This window comes from Bradyrhizobium sp. Kon37, assembly GCF_055807535.1.
Window position 1 is genome coordinate 1 of the sequence record NZ_JBVVOY010000039.1, and the last position, 17,449, is coordinate 17,449.

The 17,449-nt window shown below is 60.3% G+C and carries 17 protein-coding genes; 11 read left to right on the top strand and 6 right to left on the bottom strand.

Going from position 1 to position 17,449, the window contains the following annotated elements; all coding sequences use genetic code 11:
- The first annotated feature begins 367 nt into the window (after positions 1–367).
- Complete coding sequence (locus AC0L3J_RS35260; RefSeq protein WP_473350142.1) at positions 368–1,699, top strand: tyrosine-type recombinase/integrase; 1,332 nt, start codon at positions 368–370, stop codon at positions 1,697–1,699.
- Here the strand turns inward: AC0L3J_RS35260 and AC0L3J_RS35265 are convergent.
- Entirely contained in the window at positions 1,696–2,013 is a 318-nt protein-coding gene (locus AC0L3J_RS35265; RefSeq protein WP_473350143.1) for a hypothetical protein, read from the bottom strand. The genes AC0L3J_RS35260 and AC0L3J_RS35265 overlap by 4 nt on opposite strands.
- Before the next feature lie 220 nt (positions 2,014–2,233).
- On the opposite strand from AC0L3J_RS35265, the gene AC0L3J_RS35270 reads away from it, so the two are divergent.
- Positions 2,234–3,022, top strand: coding sequence for a Shedu immune nuclease family protein (locus tag AC0L3J_RS35270; protein WP_473350144.1), 789 nt, complete (start codon positions 2,234–2,236; stop codon positions 3,020–3,022).
- 150 nt (positions 3,023–3,172) lie between these two features.
- The gene (locus AC0L3J_RS35275) at positions 3,173–3,892 is read left to right on the top strand and encodes an AbiV family abortive infection protein (protein WP_473350145.1); all 720 of its coding nucleotides are present in this window, start codon (positions 3,173–3,175) and stop codon (positions 3,890–3,892) included.
- A 59-nt stretch (positions 3,893–3,951) separates the two neighbouring features.
- Here AC0L3J_RS35275 and AC0L3J_RS35280 read toward each other — a convergent pair whose 3' ends face one another.
- Genes AC0L3J_RS35280 through AC0L3J_RS35290 form a run of 3 tightly spaced genes read right to left on the bottom strand, consistent with a single transcriptional unit; the run spans position 3,952 to position 8,572 of the window.
- Positions 3,952–5,145, bottom strand: a complete 1,194-nt coding sequence (locus AC0L3J_RS35280) for a patatin-like phospholipase family protein (RefSeq protein WP_473350146.1) — start codon at positions 5,143–5,145, stop codon at positions 3,952–3,954.
- Between the two features lie 8 nt (positions 5,146–5,153).
- A complete protein-coding gene (locus tag AC0L3J_RS35285) occupies positions 5,154–7,433 on the bottom strand; it encodes a Mov34/MPN/PAD-1 family protein (RefSeq protein ID WP_473350147.1) in 2,280 nt (759 codons plus the stop codon).
- Positions 7,434–7,435: 2 nt separating this feature from the next.
- Complete coding sequence (locus AC0L3J_RS35290; protein WP_473350148.1) at positions 7,436–8,572, bottom strand: ComEC/Rec2 family competence protein; 1,137 nt, start codon at positions 8,570–8,572, stop codon at positions 7,436–7,438.
- Between the two features lie 145 nt (positions 8,573–8,717).
- Between AC0L3J_RS35290 and AC0L3J_RS35295 the strand changes: the two genes are divergently transcribed.
- The 3 genes from AC0L3J_RS35295 to AC0L3J_RS35305 are packed head-to-tail and all read left to right on the top strand — an operon-like array spanning position 8,718 to position 10,442.
- The gene (locus AC0L3J_RS35295) at positions 8,718–9,245 is read left to right on the top strand and encodes a hypothetical protein (protein ID WP_473350149.1); all 528 of its coding nucleotides are present in this window, start codon (positions 8,718–8,720) and stop codon (positions 9,243–9,245) included.
- Positions 9,245–9,673, top strand: coding sequence for a hypothetical protein (locus tag AC0L3J_RS35300; RefSeq protein WP_473350150.1), 429 nt, complete (start codon positions 9,245–9,247; stop codon positions 9,671–9,673). Before AC0L3J_RS35295 ends, AC0L3J_RS35300 begins: the two co-directional genes overlap by 1 nt.
- A 4-nt stretch (positions 9,674–9,677) precedes the next feature.
- Positions 9,678–10,442, top strand: a complete 765-nt coding sequence (locus AC0L3J_RS35305) for an ImmA/IrrE family metallo-endopeptidase (RefSeq protein ID WP_473350151.1) — start codon at positions 9,678–9,680, stop codon at positions 10,440–10,442.
- 34 nt (positions 10,443–10,476) lie between these two features.
- Here the strand turns inward: AC0L3J_RS35305 and AC0L3J_RS35310 are convergent, their stop codons facing one another.
- On the bottom strand, positions 10,477–10,782 hold the full coding sequence (locus tag AC0L3J_RS35310) for a hypothetical protein (RefSeq protein ID WP_473350152.1): 306 nt from the start codon (positions 10,780–10,782) through the stop codon (positions 10,477–10,479).
- A gap of 157 nt (positions 10,783–10,939) precedes the next feature.
- A complete protein-coding gene (locus AC0L3J_RS35315; RefSeq protein WP_473350153.1) occupies positions 10,940–11,140 on the bottom strand; it encodes a hypothetical protein in 201 nt (66 codons plus the stop codon).
- 98 nt (positions 11,141–11,238) lie between these two features.
- Here AC0L3J_RS35315 and AC0L3J_RS35320 point away from each other — a divergent pair, with 98 nt between their 5' ends.
- The 5 genes from AC0L3J_RS35320 (at position 11,239) to AC0L3J_RS35340 (ending at position 17,336) form a co-directional block, all read left to right on the top strand.
- Positions 11,239–12,123, top strand: coding sequence for a DUF4145 domain-containing protein (locus AC0L3J_RS35320; protein WP_473350154.1), 885 nt, complete (start codon positions 11,239–11,241; stop codon positions 12,121–12,123).
- Between the two features lie 287 nt (positions 12,124–12,410).
- Positions 12,411–14,009 (top strand): trypsin-like peptidase domain-containing protein, encoded by a 1,599-nt coding sequence (locus AC0L3J_RS35325; protein ID WP_473350155.1) that lies wholly within the window; start codon positions 12,411–12,413, stop codon positions 14,007–14,009.
- Between the two features lie 190 nt (positions 14,010–14,199).
- Positions 14,200–14,385 carry a hypothetical protein gene (locus AC0L3J_RS35330; protein WP_473350156.1) on the top strand — a complete coding sequence of 62 codons (186 nt, stop codon included), beginning with the start codon at positions 14,200–14,202 and terminating at the stop codon, positions 14,383–14,385.
- Positions 14,386–14,625: 240 nt separating this feature from the next.
- Positions 14,626–14,868 (top strand): hypothetical protein, encoded by a 243-nt coding sequence (locus tag AC0L3J_RS35335; protein WP_473350157.1) that lies wholly within the window; start codon positions 14,626–14,628, stop codon positions 14,866–14,868.
- Complete coding sequence (locus tag AC0L3J_RS35340) at positions 14,865–17,336, top strand: AAA family ATPase (protein ID WP_473350158.1); 2,472 nt, start codon at positions 14,865–14,867, stop codon at positions 17,334–17,336. Before AC0L3J_RS35335 ends, AC0L3J_RS35340 begins: the two co-directional genes overlap by 4 nt.
- The last annotated feature ends 113 nt before the right edge of the window (positions 17,337–17,449 follow it).

Genomic DNA, 17,449 nt, shown 5'->3' on the forward strand with positions numbered 1-17,449 from the left:
ATGGTGGGCGCACAAGGGATCGAACCTTGGACCTCTCCCGTGTGAACCACAATCCGTAGACCCGAGCCAACCAAATCCGGCCATAGTTGAAATGTAAAAACCCCTTTATTTAATGTGGGTTGTAGCCCTATTCGGCCATATGAGCCCATAGGTGACCTTACTACATTTTGTATGCCCCCGTTGTGCCCGCCGTGGATTTTCCCTCGGGGCACAAAAACGGGGGAGGTCTGAGACCCGGTTCTGTTTGGGTCTGTGGATCCTCCCCGCGCGGGCACACGGCAAAAGGGGGGGTCTGAGGCCCAGTTCTGTTCGAGGGCTGACCGCCCTTGTTGCGGGGCACGCTGGGCACAGAGAGAGGGAAGGAATCATGACGGAGCCGGCCAACCAGCTTACACTCACCGATACGGTGATCCGCAACGCAACGCTGCCGCCGGGTAAGGCGCAGCACTATCTCCACGACGACAAGCTGCCCGGCCTCGCCTTGCGCATGCGCGCCACTGGCGGCCGGACCTGGGTCTACCTCTTCACCAAGCCGGGGGTAAGGGGTACCCAGCGCAAGACCCTCGGCGCGTGGCCCAAATATAATGAGAAAGCCGCGCGCAAGGCCGCCACCATCGCAGCAGGCGAGGTCGTCAAGGGCTTGGACCCAAACGACGCGAAGCGCGAGGCGAGGCGGCAACAGGCAGCCGAGAAGCAGCGCACCATGCTCGCGACCCTCATTGTTGAAGATGGTCCCTACCAGACCTCCCTGACCGAACGTCAAGTGGTCAATTGGAAGCCAGCAATGTCGGCGCTGCGGCGCGGGCTCAAGGATCACGCCGAAAGCGGTGTGGGGGACCTAACGCGACGGCAGATCATGGCTGCGGTCGACAAGATTGCCAAGACCGGCAAGCGCGGTGCAGCTAGGGACTTGCGCAAGCACGTGCATACTTTCCTCGAATGGTGCGTCGGCGAGGGCTATGTCGAGCACAACGTACTCGCTGGCTATCGCGCGCCCAAGGAAACGCGCGCGCAAAGGGTCGGACGCCGAACGAAGGGTCGCGCGCTGACCGATGAGGAAATCATCAAGGTCTGGGATGCATCCGGCAAGCTCGGGGCTTTCGGTCTCCTGGCACGCATGTGTCTGCTCGGCGGCCCGCGCCGCAGCGAGCCTACCATGATCGAGTGGCAAAAGCACATCATGGACGGTCGGATCACCTTCGATGCGGCGTGGACCAAGATGGGGCTGCACCACGATGTGCCGCGCACTCACCTAGTTAACGAGGTGCTCACGGCCGCGAAACATTTCCAGCGGGCAACCTCCGACTATGTCTTCCCATCACCAAAGACCGGCGGCCAGATGTCCGGCTTCACCAAAATGGTCAACCGCTTGGTCAAGGAAGCGAGCGTCGCCAAGTTCACCATGCATGACTTAAGGCGCAGCTTGCGCACGATCATGTCGCGCTGCGGCTACGACAACGAAATCCAGCGGCTGTGTGTTGGGCAAAAGCCGGGCGGAATTGATCAGGTCTACAATCACGACGAACAGTGGATCATCCGCAAGATGGCGTTCGAAGCGGCCCACGACTACATTGCGGAATTGGTCGGCGCGAAACGGGTCGGCAAAATCGTGCGCCTTCAGCGGACGAATCCGCTTGACCCTATCAAGGCCGAGCTCCTCGGCCGTCTCCGTGAGCATTATGCGGCTGAGGCGCCCTAGTGGTCCCTATCGCACTTGGCCAGATAGTCGCGCACCGCATCGACACGATAGAGGGGCCGGCCATCGACGTAGCGCCATTTCAGCGGGTGGTTTGGATCGCGCCGCCACTGTTCCAGCGCTCCGGGCGTGCGCCGGATGACCGCGGCCGCCTCTAATGCCGTCAAATTTGAGCTGCTCGGCAGTGTATCGATATCAAACGTCGCCGGTGGCGGCATGCCACGGTTCTTGCGGCGCCGCTTTGTGGCAGTCGGCATTTCACCACTATTCGGCGACCCCATTGCCTCGGTCGGAGGCTTTTTGTCTTTGCCGTTCATGCCTCAGGCCAAACCCTGATCGGTTTGAGGCAATAAGATCGCAGACCTCAGCAGCAATACAGAAATCGAGCGAGCAGGTATGGCTGCTGGGTAGCTGTGGCGTACAAATAGGACGAACCGTGCCTGTTTTCGTAGGGCTTTCCGGTTGTCAAAATCCTTGCGCAAGCCGGGGGGCGCCGGGATAGTAGGTTTAAACTAGCGCCCAGCCTTTGGAGCCAAGATGAATTTGGATGAAGAAGCCGCGCGGTTCGTGCAGCTCCTCGACGAAAAACGCGAGGAGCGAGCGTACCAAGCTTACCTTGAGCAGCACACGCGCTTCATCCCGCGGGAGTTCGTACAGAACCACGGTATCGGGCTTAGCCTAGTTCTTCGCAAGCTCTCTTTCGGCGCCGACTACAAAACCGATTTCTTCTATTTCTCGAAGAGCACGGATGACTGGAACGCCGTCTTTATCGAGCTGGAAAAGCCGTGGTCGAGCTTTTTCAAGGGCAACACGAACGAGTATCACGGCGATTTTTCGCGCGCGTTGCAGCAGATTAATCAGTGGAAGGCGTGGTTTCTCTCGGACCAGAACAAGGCGGGCTTTTTGGCGTCCGTCAGCGCCGTCCAGGTGCCGCGGCATATGGCCAGCAATCCGACTTATTACAAGTACGTGCTCGTCTTTGGGCGACGCGCGGAATACGAAGGCAACGCGGATCGCCGGCGGCTCGTGAGAGCCGCTGAAACGGATGATTTCAAGATCATGACGTTCGACAGCCTTGCTGAGGGCCTTAGCCAGAAAAGCGAGCTCAGGGTCGGCAGTCGGCATAATCAGTTCATCGATATCCTCTCAGACGAGGTCATTGATGCTGGGATGTACGCGTGGATGGAGCCGACACAGCTTCGGGTAAGCAAGGCGCTCCGCGAGAAGCTCAGCCAGGGAGGCTCCAATCACTTTCTCTTCCAAGATGGGCAGCGGCATGAGGTCCTGAGCTACGTCGCTCCGCTAGTCAGGGTGCGAGCTGCGTGATTGGAGGCGAAGCCCGCTTGGCGGGGTGCCTTGCATTGTGAAGCACCGCGCTTCAAGTTGATTTGCTTGGATTCTGTGCGACGATGCCGGAAGCCCAGCGTATCGTGAGAAGCAATAGCTAGCCCGGCTTATTGGCCGGAGGTGTGACGAATGCGGAAGGCAAAACTCTTGAAAACTCCTCGCAAGTCGGACGTGGAAGCCACGATCGATGCTTGCCTCGCAAATGCATCGCGCTTGATGGACGACGCGCTGATGCTCGAATTCCAAGAACGGGGCGGCGGCCGCCTTGCCATCTGCATGCTGGCGCAGGAGGAGTACGCAAAGGCTTTCCTCCTTTACATGGTGCGTGAAGAGCTTCTGCCGTGGGATACGGACCTGTTGCGCATCATGAGAAGCCATGCTTGCAAACATTTGCTTGCGATCGTCATGGAGTACGTCAGTCCGGACTGGGAGACCATCGAGGAACTCCAAGCCAAGCTTAGGGCAGAATACGATCTCGGGGACCGTTTCCCGTCGCGCATCAGCAGCGCTCTCAATATTCTCTATTTCGAGATGATCCGACGCGGCAATTTCTTCGATGATAACGAGTATGAGCCGGACGTGCTCGCGGTCGCTATCGGCGAGAGGGACAGAGCAAAACAGGACGCGATCTACATTGACGTCGACAAAAGCTGCCGGGTTAAGAATTCGCCGAGCGATATCACGCGGGAAAGCGCCGCCATCGAGTACGAGCGTGCATCACGATATGGCTCGATTGTCGCTGGATTGCTCAAGCCCGATGCTCACGAGGGGTTGGAGCTTCGGAAGCTCAAGGACGCTATGAAGGTCGTCTTCTGGCAAGAGTATAAGCCGATCGCGTCCTCCGGCTGAAGCGTGACGCACAAAGAAGAAACCGGCGGAAGCCATCTACTGACCTACGTGGCCTCATTTCAGCAGATTGCGGGTTTGTCGATCAGATGAGGAATATAAGCACGAGCCAAACATAACGTCAGTTGTTCTCCGCGAATACTAAGCCGGTCGATCCACTCCGTCGGCATCGCGTTGAAATCGGTCGGATACGAATGAGCCTCCTCCCGGCGTACCAAGTCGGAAGGTGGGTCCGGCAAGGTTTTGTCGAGTTGGCCGAGGTAGGGAAAAATGAAGTGCTTGATCTGCCCGGAGTGTTGCGCCTCATGCAGTCGGCGGATCGAGGCATTCTGCGCGCGATCGAAAAGCGCGCCGAAGACACTCGACATCCGCGCGAGCATGAACTGGCTCGGAGGCTCCTGCCGCAGGCCGTATCCTGCCGAGCAGCAGATGATCGTATCTACCGGCGTCACGTTCAAGCTGACGTCCGGCGAGCGGTCTGGCCAGAGGCAGCCGAGACCGAGATTATCGTAGATCCCGCCGTCCGTCAGGACCACGCGCTCGGCTCGTAGTGCGCCCTTGTTGTCGAACGTGAATGTTTCGTCGAAGGCCGGAAGAAACAGCGGGTAGGCGGCCGACGCGGCGACGGCATGCGCGACCGACACGTCGTTTCGATGCAACTTCCCCCAACGCCACGAGCCCGATTCCTTGGTTCCGAACCGGAAGGCCGAACCGGTTCTAAGCTCGGTGGCATTGATGACAAGATGAGGCGTGGGCCGGAGGTCGCTCATCGAAGCACCGCCGAAAAGAAGCTCGTCTAGCACCGCTTCGAGCAGGCTGGTTCGGCTCGCGAAGCGATGAAGAGGTGACCTGACGTCGAAGGATTCGAAATGCCGCGCGAGCGATGAAGGCGTTATCAGTTTGAGTATGCCTACCATTGTCCTGATCAGCGCTACCACGACGGCCACGGCGCCGATCAGTGCGAAGGCCGCGGCCACCTTCAGGCCGAGCGGGCTGAGCAGTTTCCGGCACATGCGCCTGGCAAGGCCTTGAGACAGAATCTCGCGCATCTTCGCTTCGAACGACGCAAAGTCGCCGTCGTGCGCGTGGAAGAATGCGCCGATCACGCTGCCGCCCGATACGGTCGAGAGGACGTCGATCCGACGCAGCAGCCCGAGCTGGTCGAGCGCTCTCAGGCAACCAAGATGGAATGCCATTGCCCTGGAGCCGCCCCCTGAGAGAGCCAATCCGATTTTAGGCGAGATCGCTTCCTCCATCCGAAAACTCAATCGTGCCCACGGTGAATGGCAACCCTGAGAATGCGTCCTTCCTGCCGGCAGAGCGACGGGTCGAAGCTGAGAAGCGAGAAGTCCCCATGATGGGCTGCGATGGCCATCAGGCCGGGCAGTCCGTCCGCCGCGAGCTCGCCGCCCAGATAAGCGAGTTGGGCGATGTCGGTATCGCTCGGTCGCGCGTTCGCATAACGCGGGTGCGAATGCCATTCGCCGAGATACCGCACCTGGTGCATCGACCGGCGGGTGACGTCGTCGATGGATTGGACCAAGTCGACCACGCCGCGCTCGAAACTCGTCGGGCTGCCGAGACTATCTTCCGGCTGGGGAAACGCATGAGCGAGATGAAGAGATTTGCGGCTGAAGTCGGCGAGGCCGACGATGGCTCCGCCGGTCTCGTTGGGCAGACGCACGTCGCGTAGCGCAGATAGCTGATCCAAGAACCCGCGATCGTAGCTCACATGCCAAGCGCCAATCTCGGCGCGCGTGACGGGTTCGCCGTTCTGCTGCACGACGGAGACCGAACCATCCACGCCCAGCGTCCAGACCGTCACCTTAGCATCATCGCGCAGAAGCGAGTCGGCGATGCCCCTTGCGGCCAGTGCGCTCAGGAGCGCGGCTCGGGTCGCAGGGATCCTGTTGGTCAGTGAGCGGCACGAGCCGCTGTAGCGCACGCCACCCCGCGAGACGTCGAGATGCTCGGCCAGAGAAGGCTCGCTTAGGATCAGACGATGGTATTGCGCCTCGAGATCGCGCAACGTGATGTTGCGCCGTGCATCTTCCGTTAGGAGGACGACGGCGGTGCCGGAAGGATTGAAGAAGGCACAGACGCGCCGTGCCGCAAAGGGCAGATCGCTCAAATGGCGGGCGACGCCGACCGACGCCGATGCGTCGATGATGACGGAGGCGGCTGCGTAGGCGGCATCCAGCACCTTCTGCTGATCCGCGTTCGGCGCGAGCACGCCGGCGACGATCGCGGATTGGGCCTCGTTCAGCAGTACCGAAATCTGCCTGGCCAACGCGTTGGCTTTTGGCGCGCCGATCTCGTCAGCCAACAGCGCATGCCGAGCCATGTTGTGCGGCAACAGCGCGTCACCGTCCACGATGGTCCACTCGAAAGCGCCCTCGCGCGCGAGATCCATGCCGAGTTGGGAGCCGAGCGAACCGGCGCCGATCATGACGGCCTTCCTTCGGTCCGCGACCGCGTTGCCGGCGATCGAAGCCGCGAGGTCTCGATCGAAAGCGAAATGAACCTGCGCCGGCGCGACAGGTAACGAAGCTCCCGCGATCGGCGCTTCGGGGAACGCCCGGACGTAACCCTTGCCGACGTTGCTGTTGTTGGCGTGCAATACGCCCAGAAGGACCCCGATCTCGCCCGCGGTGTTGGTGGTGATGAAGGCTCTGAAGTCGTCGGCCCCGCGACCTCCTTCGGTGGTCATGGGGAGACCGACGACGATGGCGAGCCGGCCGGCCATCCGTCTGGCGCCGTCGGCGGCGATACCGGTCCAGGCCTTCAATCTCTCCTTGATCTCATCGAGCAGCTTGAGGCCGGTCGGCGCGAGTTCCGCTGCCAGACTTTCCAGGGTCCGAGGCAGGCGCCGGATCGAGGTCATGATCTGCGGCGGGAGCGCGAAAGCCATCACCGTCAGCGCGATACCGCCCGGCGGGGCCTGCTTGGATGGAATGGCGAACACAAGGCCCTGGTTGTCGGCGCGCACGAAGCCAGCGAACTCGGAGGTCGCGGAGCCGGCCTCGAAGACGCTGCGCGGCAAGACCACGGCCATGTCCGCGCCGTAAAAAAGCGGATCCGGCGGTTGCGCCGGATCGTGGAGCTCGCCGCGCGCCGCCTTGGCGAGCCAAAGCTGGATGAGCCGCGAAAATTCCGTCGGCGTGTAGGTGAGGCGGGCTTCCGGCCAAGGCCGATCGTCCACGCACAGCGAGAACGGCATCTCTTCAGGCACGCCGTTCTGATGCATGGTGTGCGGGAAGTCGTCCCGCAGCGCCAGCACCGCGGGACGGACGTGCGGCGACGAGAAGAGAATGCCGATCGGCTCTCTGGCGCGGATAGGGTAGGCGAGGTCCTGGGGGCGTTCCACATCGATCTCGACATGGACGCCGACATACCCGGTCGTCTTGTCATCCTTGATCTCGACGAGCGTGGTCGCCGGGAGCCCGGCGAGCGCGGATTCCACGAACGAACGCGCCGGACCGGAGGCGACGCCGTCGATCGTCATCGCCTCGCCGAAGGCCGTCCACCACGCGTGGATCACCATGCCTAGCCCGCCCGCACCGGGGTCGCCGCGACGCTCACCGCGCCGGCGGCGGCGGCCGAAACAAGCAACAGCTGGGCCCCCCGGTCGGTGATCTCGATGGTGCTCGGCTTGGGTTTGCTCTTCGAAGGCAGGTCCATGGTGACCTTGAACTGGCCGTCCTTGAGATCGGCGACCAACCGGTAGTAGGCCGCGGCCTGGCGGTGCGGCGGCTGCGGATCGAGATCCTCGTCGCTGCCCTTGGAGGGGATTGACCAGCTGGTGGATATCATGATGGACCGCTCGCGCCCCTGAGTCTCGCACAGCCACTTGACCTCATCGGTCGGCTTGGTGACGTCGACGCCCTTTTCCGGCCCGATCGAGAGGTAGGAGCAGTGGTGCGGGATCTTGAAGATATCCCACAGCAGCCGGTCCTGATTGCCGTGGCGCTTGGACGTGATCACGATCTGGTTGATCGAGTCGTGGTTGATGTCAGACATGAACAGCGCGCAGGTCTCGCGGCGTCCCTCCAGGAACGTCGCCTGAAAGACCACGCTGTGCTGGTTGCGGTCAATGATCTCGCTCTCGTTCTGATGCCAGCCGAAGGGGCTATGGATGAAGAACTGGACGCGCTCGGGACCGAACATCGAGAAGCCGGGCACGTACTGGCCCGCGTCGGTGATGAGGTGCTCGCGCGATTCCAGCGTCAGACCCTGCTTCTCCAGCCATTCCTTGAGCTTGGTCGGGCGCGAAAAGACGCGGATGCCCTTGCCGACGCGCAACCGGTGCCGCGCCTCCTGACGGATGATGCGGGCGCTATCCTCACAACCGTCCTCGAGGATCGCCGCGGCCGGCACCCACAACTCGTCGATCTTGATCCGGCCTTCGCCCTGGTACTTCGCGGCATGTTCGAGCCAGAAGAAGTCGCCCGAACCGCAACAGTGGTCGTCGTCGAGATGGGTGAAGCAGACCACGTCATAATAATCGCGCTTGGCGGCGCGCAGGTCGGCCTTGAGCACCTCGGGCAGGTCGATGCGGGCATCCCACATGTCGGTGGGATTGCGCATGTCTGCGTAATCGACCAGCATCTTGCGGCCGTTGGCCATGTCGATGCGGGTGCAGTCGGCATTGCCGAGGGGATGAAAGGTCAGTTTAGCTGTCATATCGGTCTTTCTGAATGGTATTCTGGCTCGAAGCGAGCCCCTACCTCCCAAAGCTCGTGACCGGCGCGAAGTCGGACGCGATATTCGCTAAATCTTATTTCCGACTTCGCTCGATTCGCGAGCTATGGCTTTCAGAGGAAGCCGATTGTCCGATCAATCTCCCAAAGCGGCGGCATTGCTGACGCTCACCGCGGACCAGCGGAAGAAGCTGGCGGCCTTGGCGCGGTTGAAGGCGCGCGGCACCACCTTGGAAGCGGATGACCTCCTGCAGGGCGCCAAGGCGCGCTGGCTGAATCCGGATTCGACGGCCGGAAACGATGCGTTCGAAGTTCTGTCGGGCGCGGTGAACAGCATCGCGTCCAACGATAGGCGCCGAAGCGCCACGGTCCGTCGTGTTGAGGGGAAACGCCTCGTCGCCGCGTCCGTCGATGCGGACGACCCGATCGAACTCGCCCAGGATCTGGGCCTCTCCCAGGATGACGCGTACCTCCGCGAGCAGATCTACCGGATCTGCGACGACGAGGAGGTAAAAACGCTGCTGCTCCTCCTGGACGATAATGCGACGCGGGGGGAAATCCTCGCCGAAACCGGGTGGGACGTGACGAATTATGAAACCGTCAGGAAGAGAATGAAGAAGTGGGGTGCTTCCCTCTACAAGGAAGGGAAATTGTGATGGAGACCGATCGTGAACTTTCGTTTCGCGAAGAGCTCCTGGAAGAGATACAGCAGGAGATTCTTTCGCTCGACGGACCCGCGTTGGATGAGTACCTGCTCGCCTTGGGTATGGATCCGAACGATTTGCTGGAAAGCTTCGACGCGGTTTTCCAGGATCCGGAAATCGCCGCGAAGCGCCGGAAATTCGTAGCCGCCCGGCAGCGTTCGCGCGAATCTCAAGATCCTCTCAGCGCCACTGTCTTGTCGTTCGAGCCATCGAAAAAGCGCGAGATATTCGCTGCCCTTACGAAAAGAGTCGACGTCACCGGCGACATGACCATCGCGGCGCGAAACCGACGCATCGAATCCGACGACGATCTCGACAGCTTCCTCGAAGCTTGTCTGCGGCTAGGGCTTATCGACGAGTCCGGCAAGCTGAAGGAATGACCTCTTGCGGCCGGCCGAACAACTCCTCATCGAACTCGGCGTTTCCGAGGCCAAGGAAATCGACCTTCTCGCCATCGCCAATTGCGTCGGCGCGCAAGTTCTTTACAGGCGGCTCGTCGGCTGCGAGGCTCAGATCATCGGCTTCAAGGATCGCGCGATCATTTATGTGAGCGATGGAGCGAGACCGAACAGGAAAAGGTTCAGCACCGGTCATGAGCTCGGGCATTGGCATCATCACCGAGGCCAGTCGTTCGTCTGCCGTTCCGATGACATCGGTCGTCCCTTGGACGAGCGCTCGCGAAATGCCGAGCGGATGGCCGACGTCTATTCCGCCGACCTCATCCTTCCCCCATACCTCATCAAGCCGAAGCTTCATGCGATCGGAGAGATTTCGCTCGACTCGATAGTAGGACTTGCTCACGAGTTCTCGGCCAGCTTGGCTGCCACGGGCATCCGGATCATGCGGATGACGCGTGAGCCTTTGATCCTGATCGCACAGGATCTGGCCGGCACGAAATGGCAATGGCCTGGGATCGCGGTCGGAGGCCTGAGGGTTCGGGACGATATCGATCTGAGATCGAGCGTGAGCGTGTCGCTCGCAGGCGTGAACCGGGTCGGGCCTGCCAAGAAGGAGCGGGCGAGCTATTGGTTCGATCGCCGACATGTCGAGCAATTCGACGTCAGGGTGCAAAGCGTCCGGACGATAGAGGGCGAAGCGCTGACGCTTTTGCGGATCTTGGATCCCAAGATGATCGATATTTACGGGTGATGCAAACGCTTTCGCGAGTTGCTCCGATCTCTCGTCAATAACCCTGATCGGGAGCCGCCGGTAAGGTCAGCATCTGACGCCGAAGAGCGCTCACTCGGTATTGAGCATCCATCTGTCTTTGAAATAGATCGAACAGAGCCTGAACATTTTCGGTCAAGGCGGGGTCGCCGATCAAAGATGGACTCGCCTGGTGCTCCGGAGGCGTGCCCCAGAGCCATCTTTCAAAACGATCGATGTTTGCGTCGCCCACGAAGATCATGGCGACCACCCACAAACCCATCATCCAATCATAGAACGCACGCGCGACTTTCGGGTCGAGAAGACGGAAAAGAAGATTCATCGCTATCCTCCGTCAGCCCCCAGCGAACCGTTACAATGTAGCCGATTCGGCAAAGCGCGATCCTGTGAATATCGGGGATCGCCAAAGTCGGAACAGCGGGGATTTGTGGGTGAGAGATGGGTTATTGTCCGATCTGCAAGACATCGTCGAACCTCGATCAGCCGACAGGCGGCGATTTCAGGCGCGCGGAATGCCGCAAGTGTGGCAAGTACCAGATAACGGGTTCGGCATTGGCAATGCTGGACTCGCGACTGAACGACGCCAGGAGCGTTGCGCGCTTGAGCCATGCGACGCGCGCAATGTCGTCGAAGTCGGAGGTCGAATGGCCCGAGATCAACTCGTTCAACTTGGACGACATGATCAAACAGACGCTTCCTTCGGTCGATCGCCAGATGACCAACTTGCTCGCGTGGGCCGCGGCGGATCTAGACGACGACCAAACTCGGCTCGGTCGAGTTGCCCGATGAGGAGGATCTCACCGCGGTGATCGGGACGCTCGACGGGCAGCGGGTCGACGACCTGATCTCGGAGGCGGCCAAAGTTAAACTGATTCGACTCGTGCCCGATCACGCGATCTCGATCACGCCGGCCGGGTGGGAGCGACTTCGACCCGCGGCCAAGTTGGAAACGCGATCGGGAACTATGGTGCCGGCCCCGGTCTCTACGAAAGCGGGGGCGACCGTCAAGGCGCACTGCGGTGTTTGCCACGGAGAGAAGAATTCCTGGCTCCGCGCCGAATACACGGACAAGGACGGCGATGGCGCCAATGCTTGGAGCGAAACCTATCAGACGGTGCAATGTTGCGGATGCGACAAGCTATCCGTTCGACGCGAGGTCTGGCGATCGGAGTGGGATGAGGCCGACTTCGACGAGCAAGGTCGCCCGATAATGCGCCGCGTCGCTAAGGTGACGTATCATCCGGCGCAGACGGTCCGGGCAACACCACCGTGGGCCCAAGCCCTCGGTGACGAAGTCCTCCGGGATGTTCTCGACGAATCCTATCTTGCCCTCAATAGTGGGTTGCGGGTGCTCGCGTCAGTTGGGGCTCGCACCCTGCTCGATAGGGCCGGAAATATCCTCGTCGGCGACGTAAAGGGTGGGTTCGAAGGGAAGCTTTCCGGGCTGGCGACCGCCGGGCGCATCAGCCAGTCCGATAAAGAGGCGCTCGACGCGGTCGCCGACGCAGGCAACGCATCGGCGCATCGCGGCTACGCTCCTGAAGCCGAACGTCTGAACCACATCTTTAACATCATAGAAAATTTCCTGGAGCGCGCGTTCATTCTCACCCCGGTGGCCGCAGAAATTCGCAAGACCACCCCGCCGCGTCCGAAGAGGCCGTGACGAGAATCTCGAGCCGGTTGCCGTGCAGCGTTGGAGTGAGGATCGAAACCTCGGGACGGCAATGCAAGTCTCTCCTGAACCATGCCGATAGGAGCGACGCAAAATATGTATGTGAATTTCCGTAACTGACGTGTGGCGTTCCCGAAACGCGCTGCTATTGATGGATCCACGAGGTCTCCCCTCGCATACGCGCTGTCGTAACTGCGGCGTAAGAGCGAAAGTCTAATCAAGGATCGTGCGCGCCACGTTGCTCGCTGAATGCCTGGCGTGATTGGAAGGGAGACCTCGTGCCCAGCCTCGCATCGTTCTTCGTCACTCCGATCCGGATCGCCGTTCCGAACGAACTCACGAGCGAAGCCGAACTGCTGAAGTTCCTTGCCTTATCGACAGCCGAACTCAAGAAGATCTGGTGGTTTCGTGGCCGGATGTACCAGAAATTTGAGATTTCGAAAGACGAAGGAAAGAAGCGCGTCATAAGCGCACCGGACCGTCGGCTGAAGATGCTGCAGACCAAGATCGCGTCCTCGCTCGCGCCTATATACAGACCGAGGAATCCCGTTCATGGCTTCGTGGACGGTCGCTCGGTCAAGACGAACGCTACGGCTCATCTCCGGAGTAAGTTCGTGATGAATTTAGATATCGAAGGCTTCTTTTCGGCCATTACGGAAGCACGTGTCTCCGGCCTGATGAGCGCGCTCGGCATCGACGGTCGAGTCGCTGAGATCTTGGCGCGGATCTGCTGCAACGAGGGTGTCTTGCCGCAGGGAGCGCCTAGCAGTCCCATAATCTCCAACATGATCTGCTTCCGGATGGACAAGGAATTGCAAACGATCGCGAAGGAGAGCCGCTGCATCTACACCAGGTACGCCGACGACATCACGTTGTCCAGCTACCAGCCGTTGACCTTGCTGTTCGAAGGACCTCCGCCGCCGGCCGGGAACTTCTCGCCCGATCTCCTCAAGGATGGGCTTCGCGGAGTATCCCGGTCCAACGGCTTCGCGATCAATCCGCAGAAGGTCCACTACGCCGACAAGCATTCGCGCCGAACGGTAACTGGCCTCAAGATCAACGAGCTCGTCAACGTCGACCGAAAATTCGTGCGAAACATCCGCGCAGCGTTATTCGTGACCGAAACGCAGGGCGTTGTGGTCGCTCGGAAGATTCTCAAGGACAAGTATGGTCGCGAAGCAGCCCTCGCATCGCATCTTCGCGGACGGGTATCCTGGGTAGGGCACATTAAAGGACCTTCGGATCCGATCTTTCGTGGTCTGGCCTCGCGCTACAACAAGCTCTTCCCCTCCGAGAAACTCGAAATTCTGCCCACGATTTTCGAGATCAGGGAACGGGCGCTGTGGGTGGTCGAGCATTGGGGCGATGCCACGACGGAAGGCAGTACGCAGGGCACGGCTTTCTTCTTGAAACCGATAGGTCTCGTTACGGCATGGCACTGCGTGGAGGGAGCGACCGAGATCGCGGTCTATCACCCCAGCAAGCCTTCGAATAAATTCAAGGTGACGGTCGCCAAGAATGACACGCATCGCGACCTGGCCGTTCTCGCGCACGAAATACCCGCCACCGAGTACTACGAGTTCGATGTATCGAAGCGTACGTTCAAGGCTGGCGATAACACGACGGCGCTCGGATTTCCGAGCTTCGGGCCGGGCGACAAGATCAACGTCCGATCCGGATCGATAACGTCGCTGCCCACGAAGAGCGCCGTCCCGTTGATCGAAGTGACTCAAAAGCTCTCGCAAGGCATGTCTGGCGGGCCGCTGCTCGACGACGACGGCGCGGTCGCCGGAATAAATCATAAGGGCGGACCGAGCGAGGCCAGGGATTTCGCCGTGCACATCAAAGCGCTGACCGATTGGCTGAGTGGGTCGTAGGCTATGCATCTGCCGTGCATCGCGGATCCGGTGCGGTCGATTTTCACGATGAAGTCCTGCGTCAAGGTTAGAAAATTCGCCTTATCTGTGCGCGCCAAAGCCAAGCCTTGGCTGATTTTCTCGTTCACGACAGGATAAGCTTATGCAGACAGCGCCCGGTCTAGCGGTGCCGACGGGGGATTCTAGCCGAATGAGCTCGCGCACCTGCAGTTTTCTGTCGGATGCCGAGGGCGAGGCGGTGATCGAGCTGCGCCACGCCATTCATCGGCCGGAAGGAGAGACAAAGGGGGCATCGCCGTCACGTGAGCAAGGCGCTGCGCCGGGCTTGCCGCTTTCGGCTTGGAGCGCGGTGTTCTCAGCCGATTGCCGCATTTGACAGAATTGCGACGCCAGGCCGCTTCAGAGAGCGGGTCGCAGGACTGAGGAGGTTGCTTAGAATCAGTTCTGTACGGAACGTACCACGGACAAGCTGCCTGCGAGGTGGATAACGCGTTAGGCGTGTTGAATGTGAGGCCGAATCCGTACCACTTGCGTGCGCGAAAGCAGTAGCAAAACGATCATTTTGCGTTTCCGCATTGAGTGGCGACGACGGACGACTATGTGCTTGGGGAGCATAATGGCGAATACTGAAATTACGTTCGAAATCGATGACAGCAAAACCGTTGATGAAAATATGTCGGCGCTCTCGACCGCGCTCAGGCGGATCGATGATCCGCTGGCAGACGTCCTGTCGGGGGCACTGTCAAACCTCAGCCTGGAAGTGGCTCTCGATCACGATGCGCTCCTGGACACGCTGTATATCGCAACGACGCCTGTCGAACCCCAGCAGACCTCCTCTGAGGAAAGCCATGCACGATGAGCGGCTGGTATCTTCAAAAGGTCTCCATCGAAGGCTTTCGTGGCATCAACAACGAGGGCGCCCCTCTCGTCATCAAACTCAAGACGGATTGCGTCAATTCCATCTCCGCGCCCAACGGGGTAGGAAAAACATCGATCTTCGATGCGGTGGTCTACGCGATCACCGGCCGAATTCCCAAGCTCGATGATCTGCCCGCGGCCGAAAAGGGCGCGTCTTATTATCTGAACCGCTTCCATGCTGGTGGTGTGGGAACGATCACCCTGACCCTTGTGCCTGCCGGCGGCGGCGCCGAGGTCGATGTGACCGTCCGGCGCGATGCCGCCGGCGGGCGAACCGTTGCGGCTAGCGCAGGTACAAACGGAAATGCGATCCTGGCGGACCTCAATCGCGAGTTTGTCCTTCTCGATGGAAAGACATTTCAGGACTTTATCGATCTTGCGCCCCAGAAGCGCGGCCGGTCCTTCGCGGGGCTGCTGGGGCTGAAGCGTTACTCGTCGCTGCGACAAGGGTTGGCCTCGCTGACAAACACGAGGGCATTCAACAATCACTTTGGCCTCGCCGGCAAGGAAGCCAAGAAAAACAGTGCGGCCGTCTCCGTCCTGCGGGCCCGAGCCAATATCAAGGAGGCCTTCACAACGCTGGTCGGCGACGAGTACGATCCGGCCGAAGCCGAGGCGACGATGCTAGCGAAGGCGCATTCCGCCCTCAGTGGCATCGAACTGCTCAAGCCTCTCTGCGATGGGCGGACATTCGAGCAGATCGATCCTTCGAGCTGCGTTGATGCAGCGAAAGCTGCTGAGGGAGGTGAGGCAAGGGCAGAACTTGCGAAAATCCTGCGCGACGAGGCGATGTGGTCAGAGGCCGTGAAAGCCGCGCCATGCGAACAGCATGCTAAGCGCCTCGTGGAATTGGCCGATGCTCGCGACACGGCCTTGAAACTTACGCAAGGAGATCTGTTTCGCCAGCTCTATGGCCTCAGCGAAACCATCCTTGCCGATGACAGTTGGGCCGACAAGTGCCTCTGCCCGACATGTGATCGATCCGGCCCCGATTCGATTCTCGACCAGGTTCGCGACAAGAACGCGGCGTTTGAAGCCGTGGAGACGGCTTCTGCCAATCTGGCTCGCGAGTGGACCGAACAAGGCTGGAATCAGCTTGACGAGCTGGAACGCTTGGGCCGCCAGGACGATGAGCAGGCCCAGCTCGCCGAGGCAAAGGATGCCGGCCTGAAGGGCGCGCTGGACGGGACGCGCGCACGCGCGCTTTCCGAATGGCTGAGGACGCTCAGCGAGCGCGCGGTCGCCAATGTCAAAGAGTTGACCGGCAGGAAACTCGCCCTGGAAAAGAGCCTTCCCGAAAAGCTCACCGCTGTGGTGGAGAAGGCTGAAGCTGCACGCCGCCTCCAGAGCAATTTGTCGGACTTGCGCGCCGCGCTGAGAGAGCAATCTGTCATCGCGGCAGAGCTTGCGCGAATTGCTCAGGTCAAGAGCTTCCTTGAGACGGCCGGCTCATGCTTCGCAAGTGCCGAGTCCGCGGCAAGCGCGCGTCGGCTCGCCGCGATCGAGCCGGTCAGCCGAAATATCTTTGCAGCGATCATGTACACCGATGTCGTGCCGTCCCTAAGGAAGCGCGCCGGCAGCGAGGATCTGTCCATCGCGCTGGCGCAGTTCTGGACACTGCCGGACATCTCAGCCCAGGCCGTTCTCTCCGAGAGCTATCGCAACGCCTTCGCGATCAGCGTCTATCTGGCGGCCGCCTCGCTTTATGGCGGGGGCGCCAAGTTCCTGATTCTCGATGACGTCACATCGAGCTTTGATTCCGGACACCAGTTCCATCTGATGAACGTGATCAAAGGACAATTCGCCCGGCCCGGAATCCCCGATGGCCCGCAGGTCATCCTTCTCAGCCACGATACCGTGCTCGAGAAGCTGTTCAACACAAACGCCAATGACGGCGGCTGGTGGCATCAGTGCATTCAGGGCACGGCACGCACATCGGTACTGCCGCAGTCGGGCGCAATCCATAAGATCCGCGATGCGACTCACGCCTTTCTGGATACCGGAAACACCGATGATGCCGCTCCCCGGATCAGACAGTACCTCGAATTCAAACTCGAGGAGGTCATCTCCAGAGTCGGCATTCCCGTGCCTATCAGCATTGCCTTCAATGACGACAAGCACATGGCGAAAAACCTGATCGACGCCATCAAGGCAGCCGTCGAACTCCATGATGCGGCTCGCCGCCTGGTTCTGGAGCCTGCCCAACTCGCCGGCCTCAACACCTCGGTGGCAACCATCGTGAGCAATTACCTCTCGCATTGGTCGACCGGACAGACCCATGCCTTCACGGCACCATCCCTGAAAGGAGTCATGCAGGCAATCGAGAATTTCGCGGGTTGCTTTCAGTTCGAGCATCCGGCAGGCTCGAGCCAATACCGCTACTACCGGTCTCTTAGCCAAAGGATGTGAGAATGGTAGGGCGGCTCGAGCCGGCCGTAAAATCATCGTGGCGCGACTTGTTATGACATCGGCCGTCGAGGAAAGTTAGCGTGTCCTCGCCGCCAACACTTACTGCCTTCGAC

Excerpts from the sequence above, each read along its gene's own strand:
- AC0L3J_RS35260 (WP_473350142.1), top strand. The coding sequence starts at position 368 with ATGACGGAGCCGGCCAACCAGCTTACACTCACCGATACGGTGATCCGC.
- AC0L3J_RS35265 (WP_473350143.1), bottom strand. The coding sequence starts at position 2,013 with ATGAACGGCAAAGACAAAAAGCCTCCGACCGAGGCAATGGGGTCGCCG.
- AC0L3J_RS35270 (WP_473350144.1), top strand. The coding sequence starts at position 2,234 with ATGAATTTGGATGAAGAAGCCGCGCGGTTCGTGCAGCTCCTCGACGAA.
- AC0L3J_RS35275 (WP_473350145.1), top strand. The coding sequence starts at position 3,173 with ATGCGGAAGGCAAAACTCTTGAAAACTCCTCGCAAGTCGGACGTGGAA.
- AC0L3J_RS35280 (WP_473350146.1), bottom strand. The coding sequence starts at position 5,145 with ATGGAGGAAGCGATCTCGCCTAAAATCGGATTGGCTCTCTCAGGGGGC.
- AC0L3J_RS35285 (WP_473350147.1), bottom strand. The coding sequence starts at position 7,433 with ATGGTGATCCACGCGTGGTGGACGGCCTTCGGCGAGGCGATGACGATC.
- AC0L3J_RS35290 (WP_473350148.1), bottom strand. The coding sequence starts at position 8,572 with ATGACAGCTAAACTGACCTTTCATCCCCTCGGCAATGCCGACTGCACC.
- AC0L3J_RS35300 (WP_473350150.1), top strand. The coding sequence starts at position 9,245 with ATGGAGACCGATCGTGAACTTTCGTTTCGCGAAGAGCTCCTGGAAGAG.
- AC0L3J_RS35310 (WP_473350152.1), bottom strand. The coding sequence starts at position 10,782 with ATGAATCTTCTTTTCCGTCTTCTCGACCCGAAAGTCGCGCGTGCGTTC.
- AC0L3J_RS35315 (WP_473350153.1), bottom strand. The coding sequence starts at position 11,140 with ATGTCGTCCAAGTTGAACGAGTTGATCTCGGGCCATTCGACCTCCGAC.
- AC0L3J_RS35330 (WP_473350156.1), top strand. The coding sequence starts at position 14,200 with ATGAGCTCGCGCACCTGCAGTTTTCTGTCGGATGCCGAGGGCGAGGCG.
- AC0L3J_RS35335 (WP_473350157.1), top strand. The coding sequence starts at position 14,626 with ATGGCGAATACTGAAATTACGTTCGAAATCGATGACAGCAAAACCGTT.
- AC0L3J_RS35340 (WP_473350158.1), top strand. The coding sequence starts at position 14,865 with ATGAGCGGCTGGTATCTTCAAAAGGTCTCCATCGAAGGCTTTCGTGGC.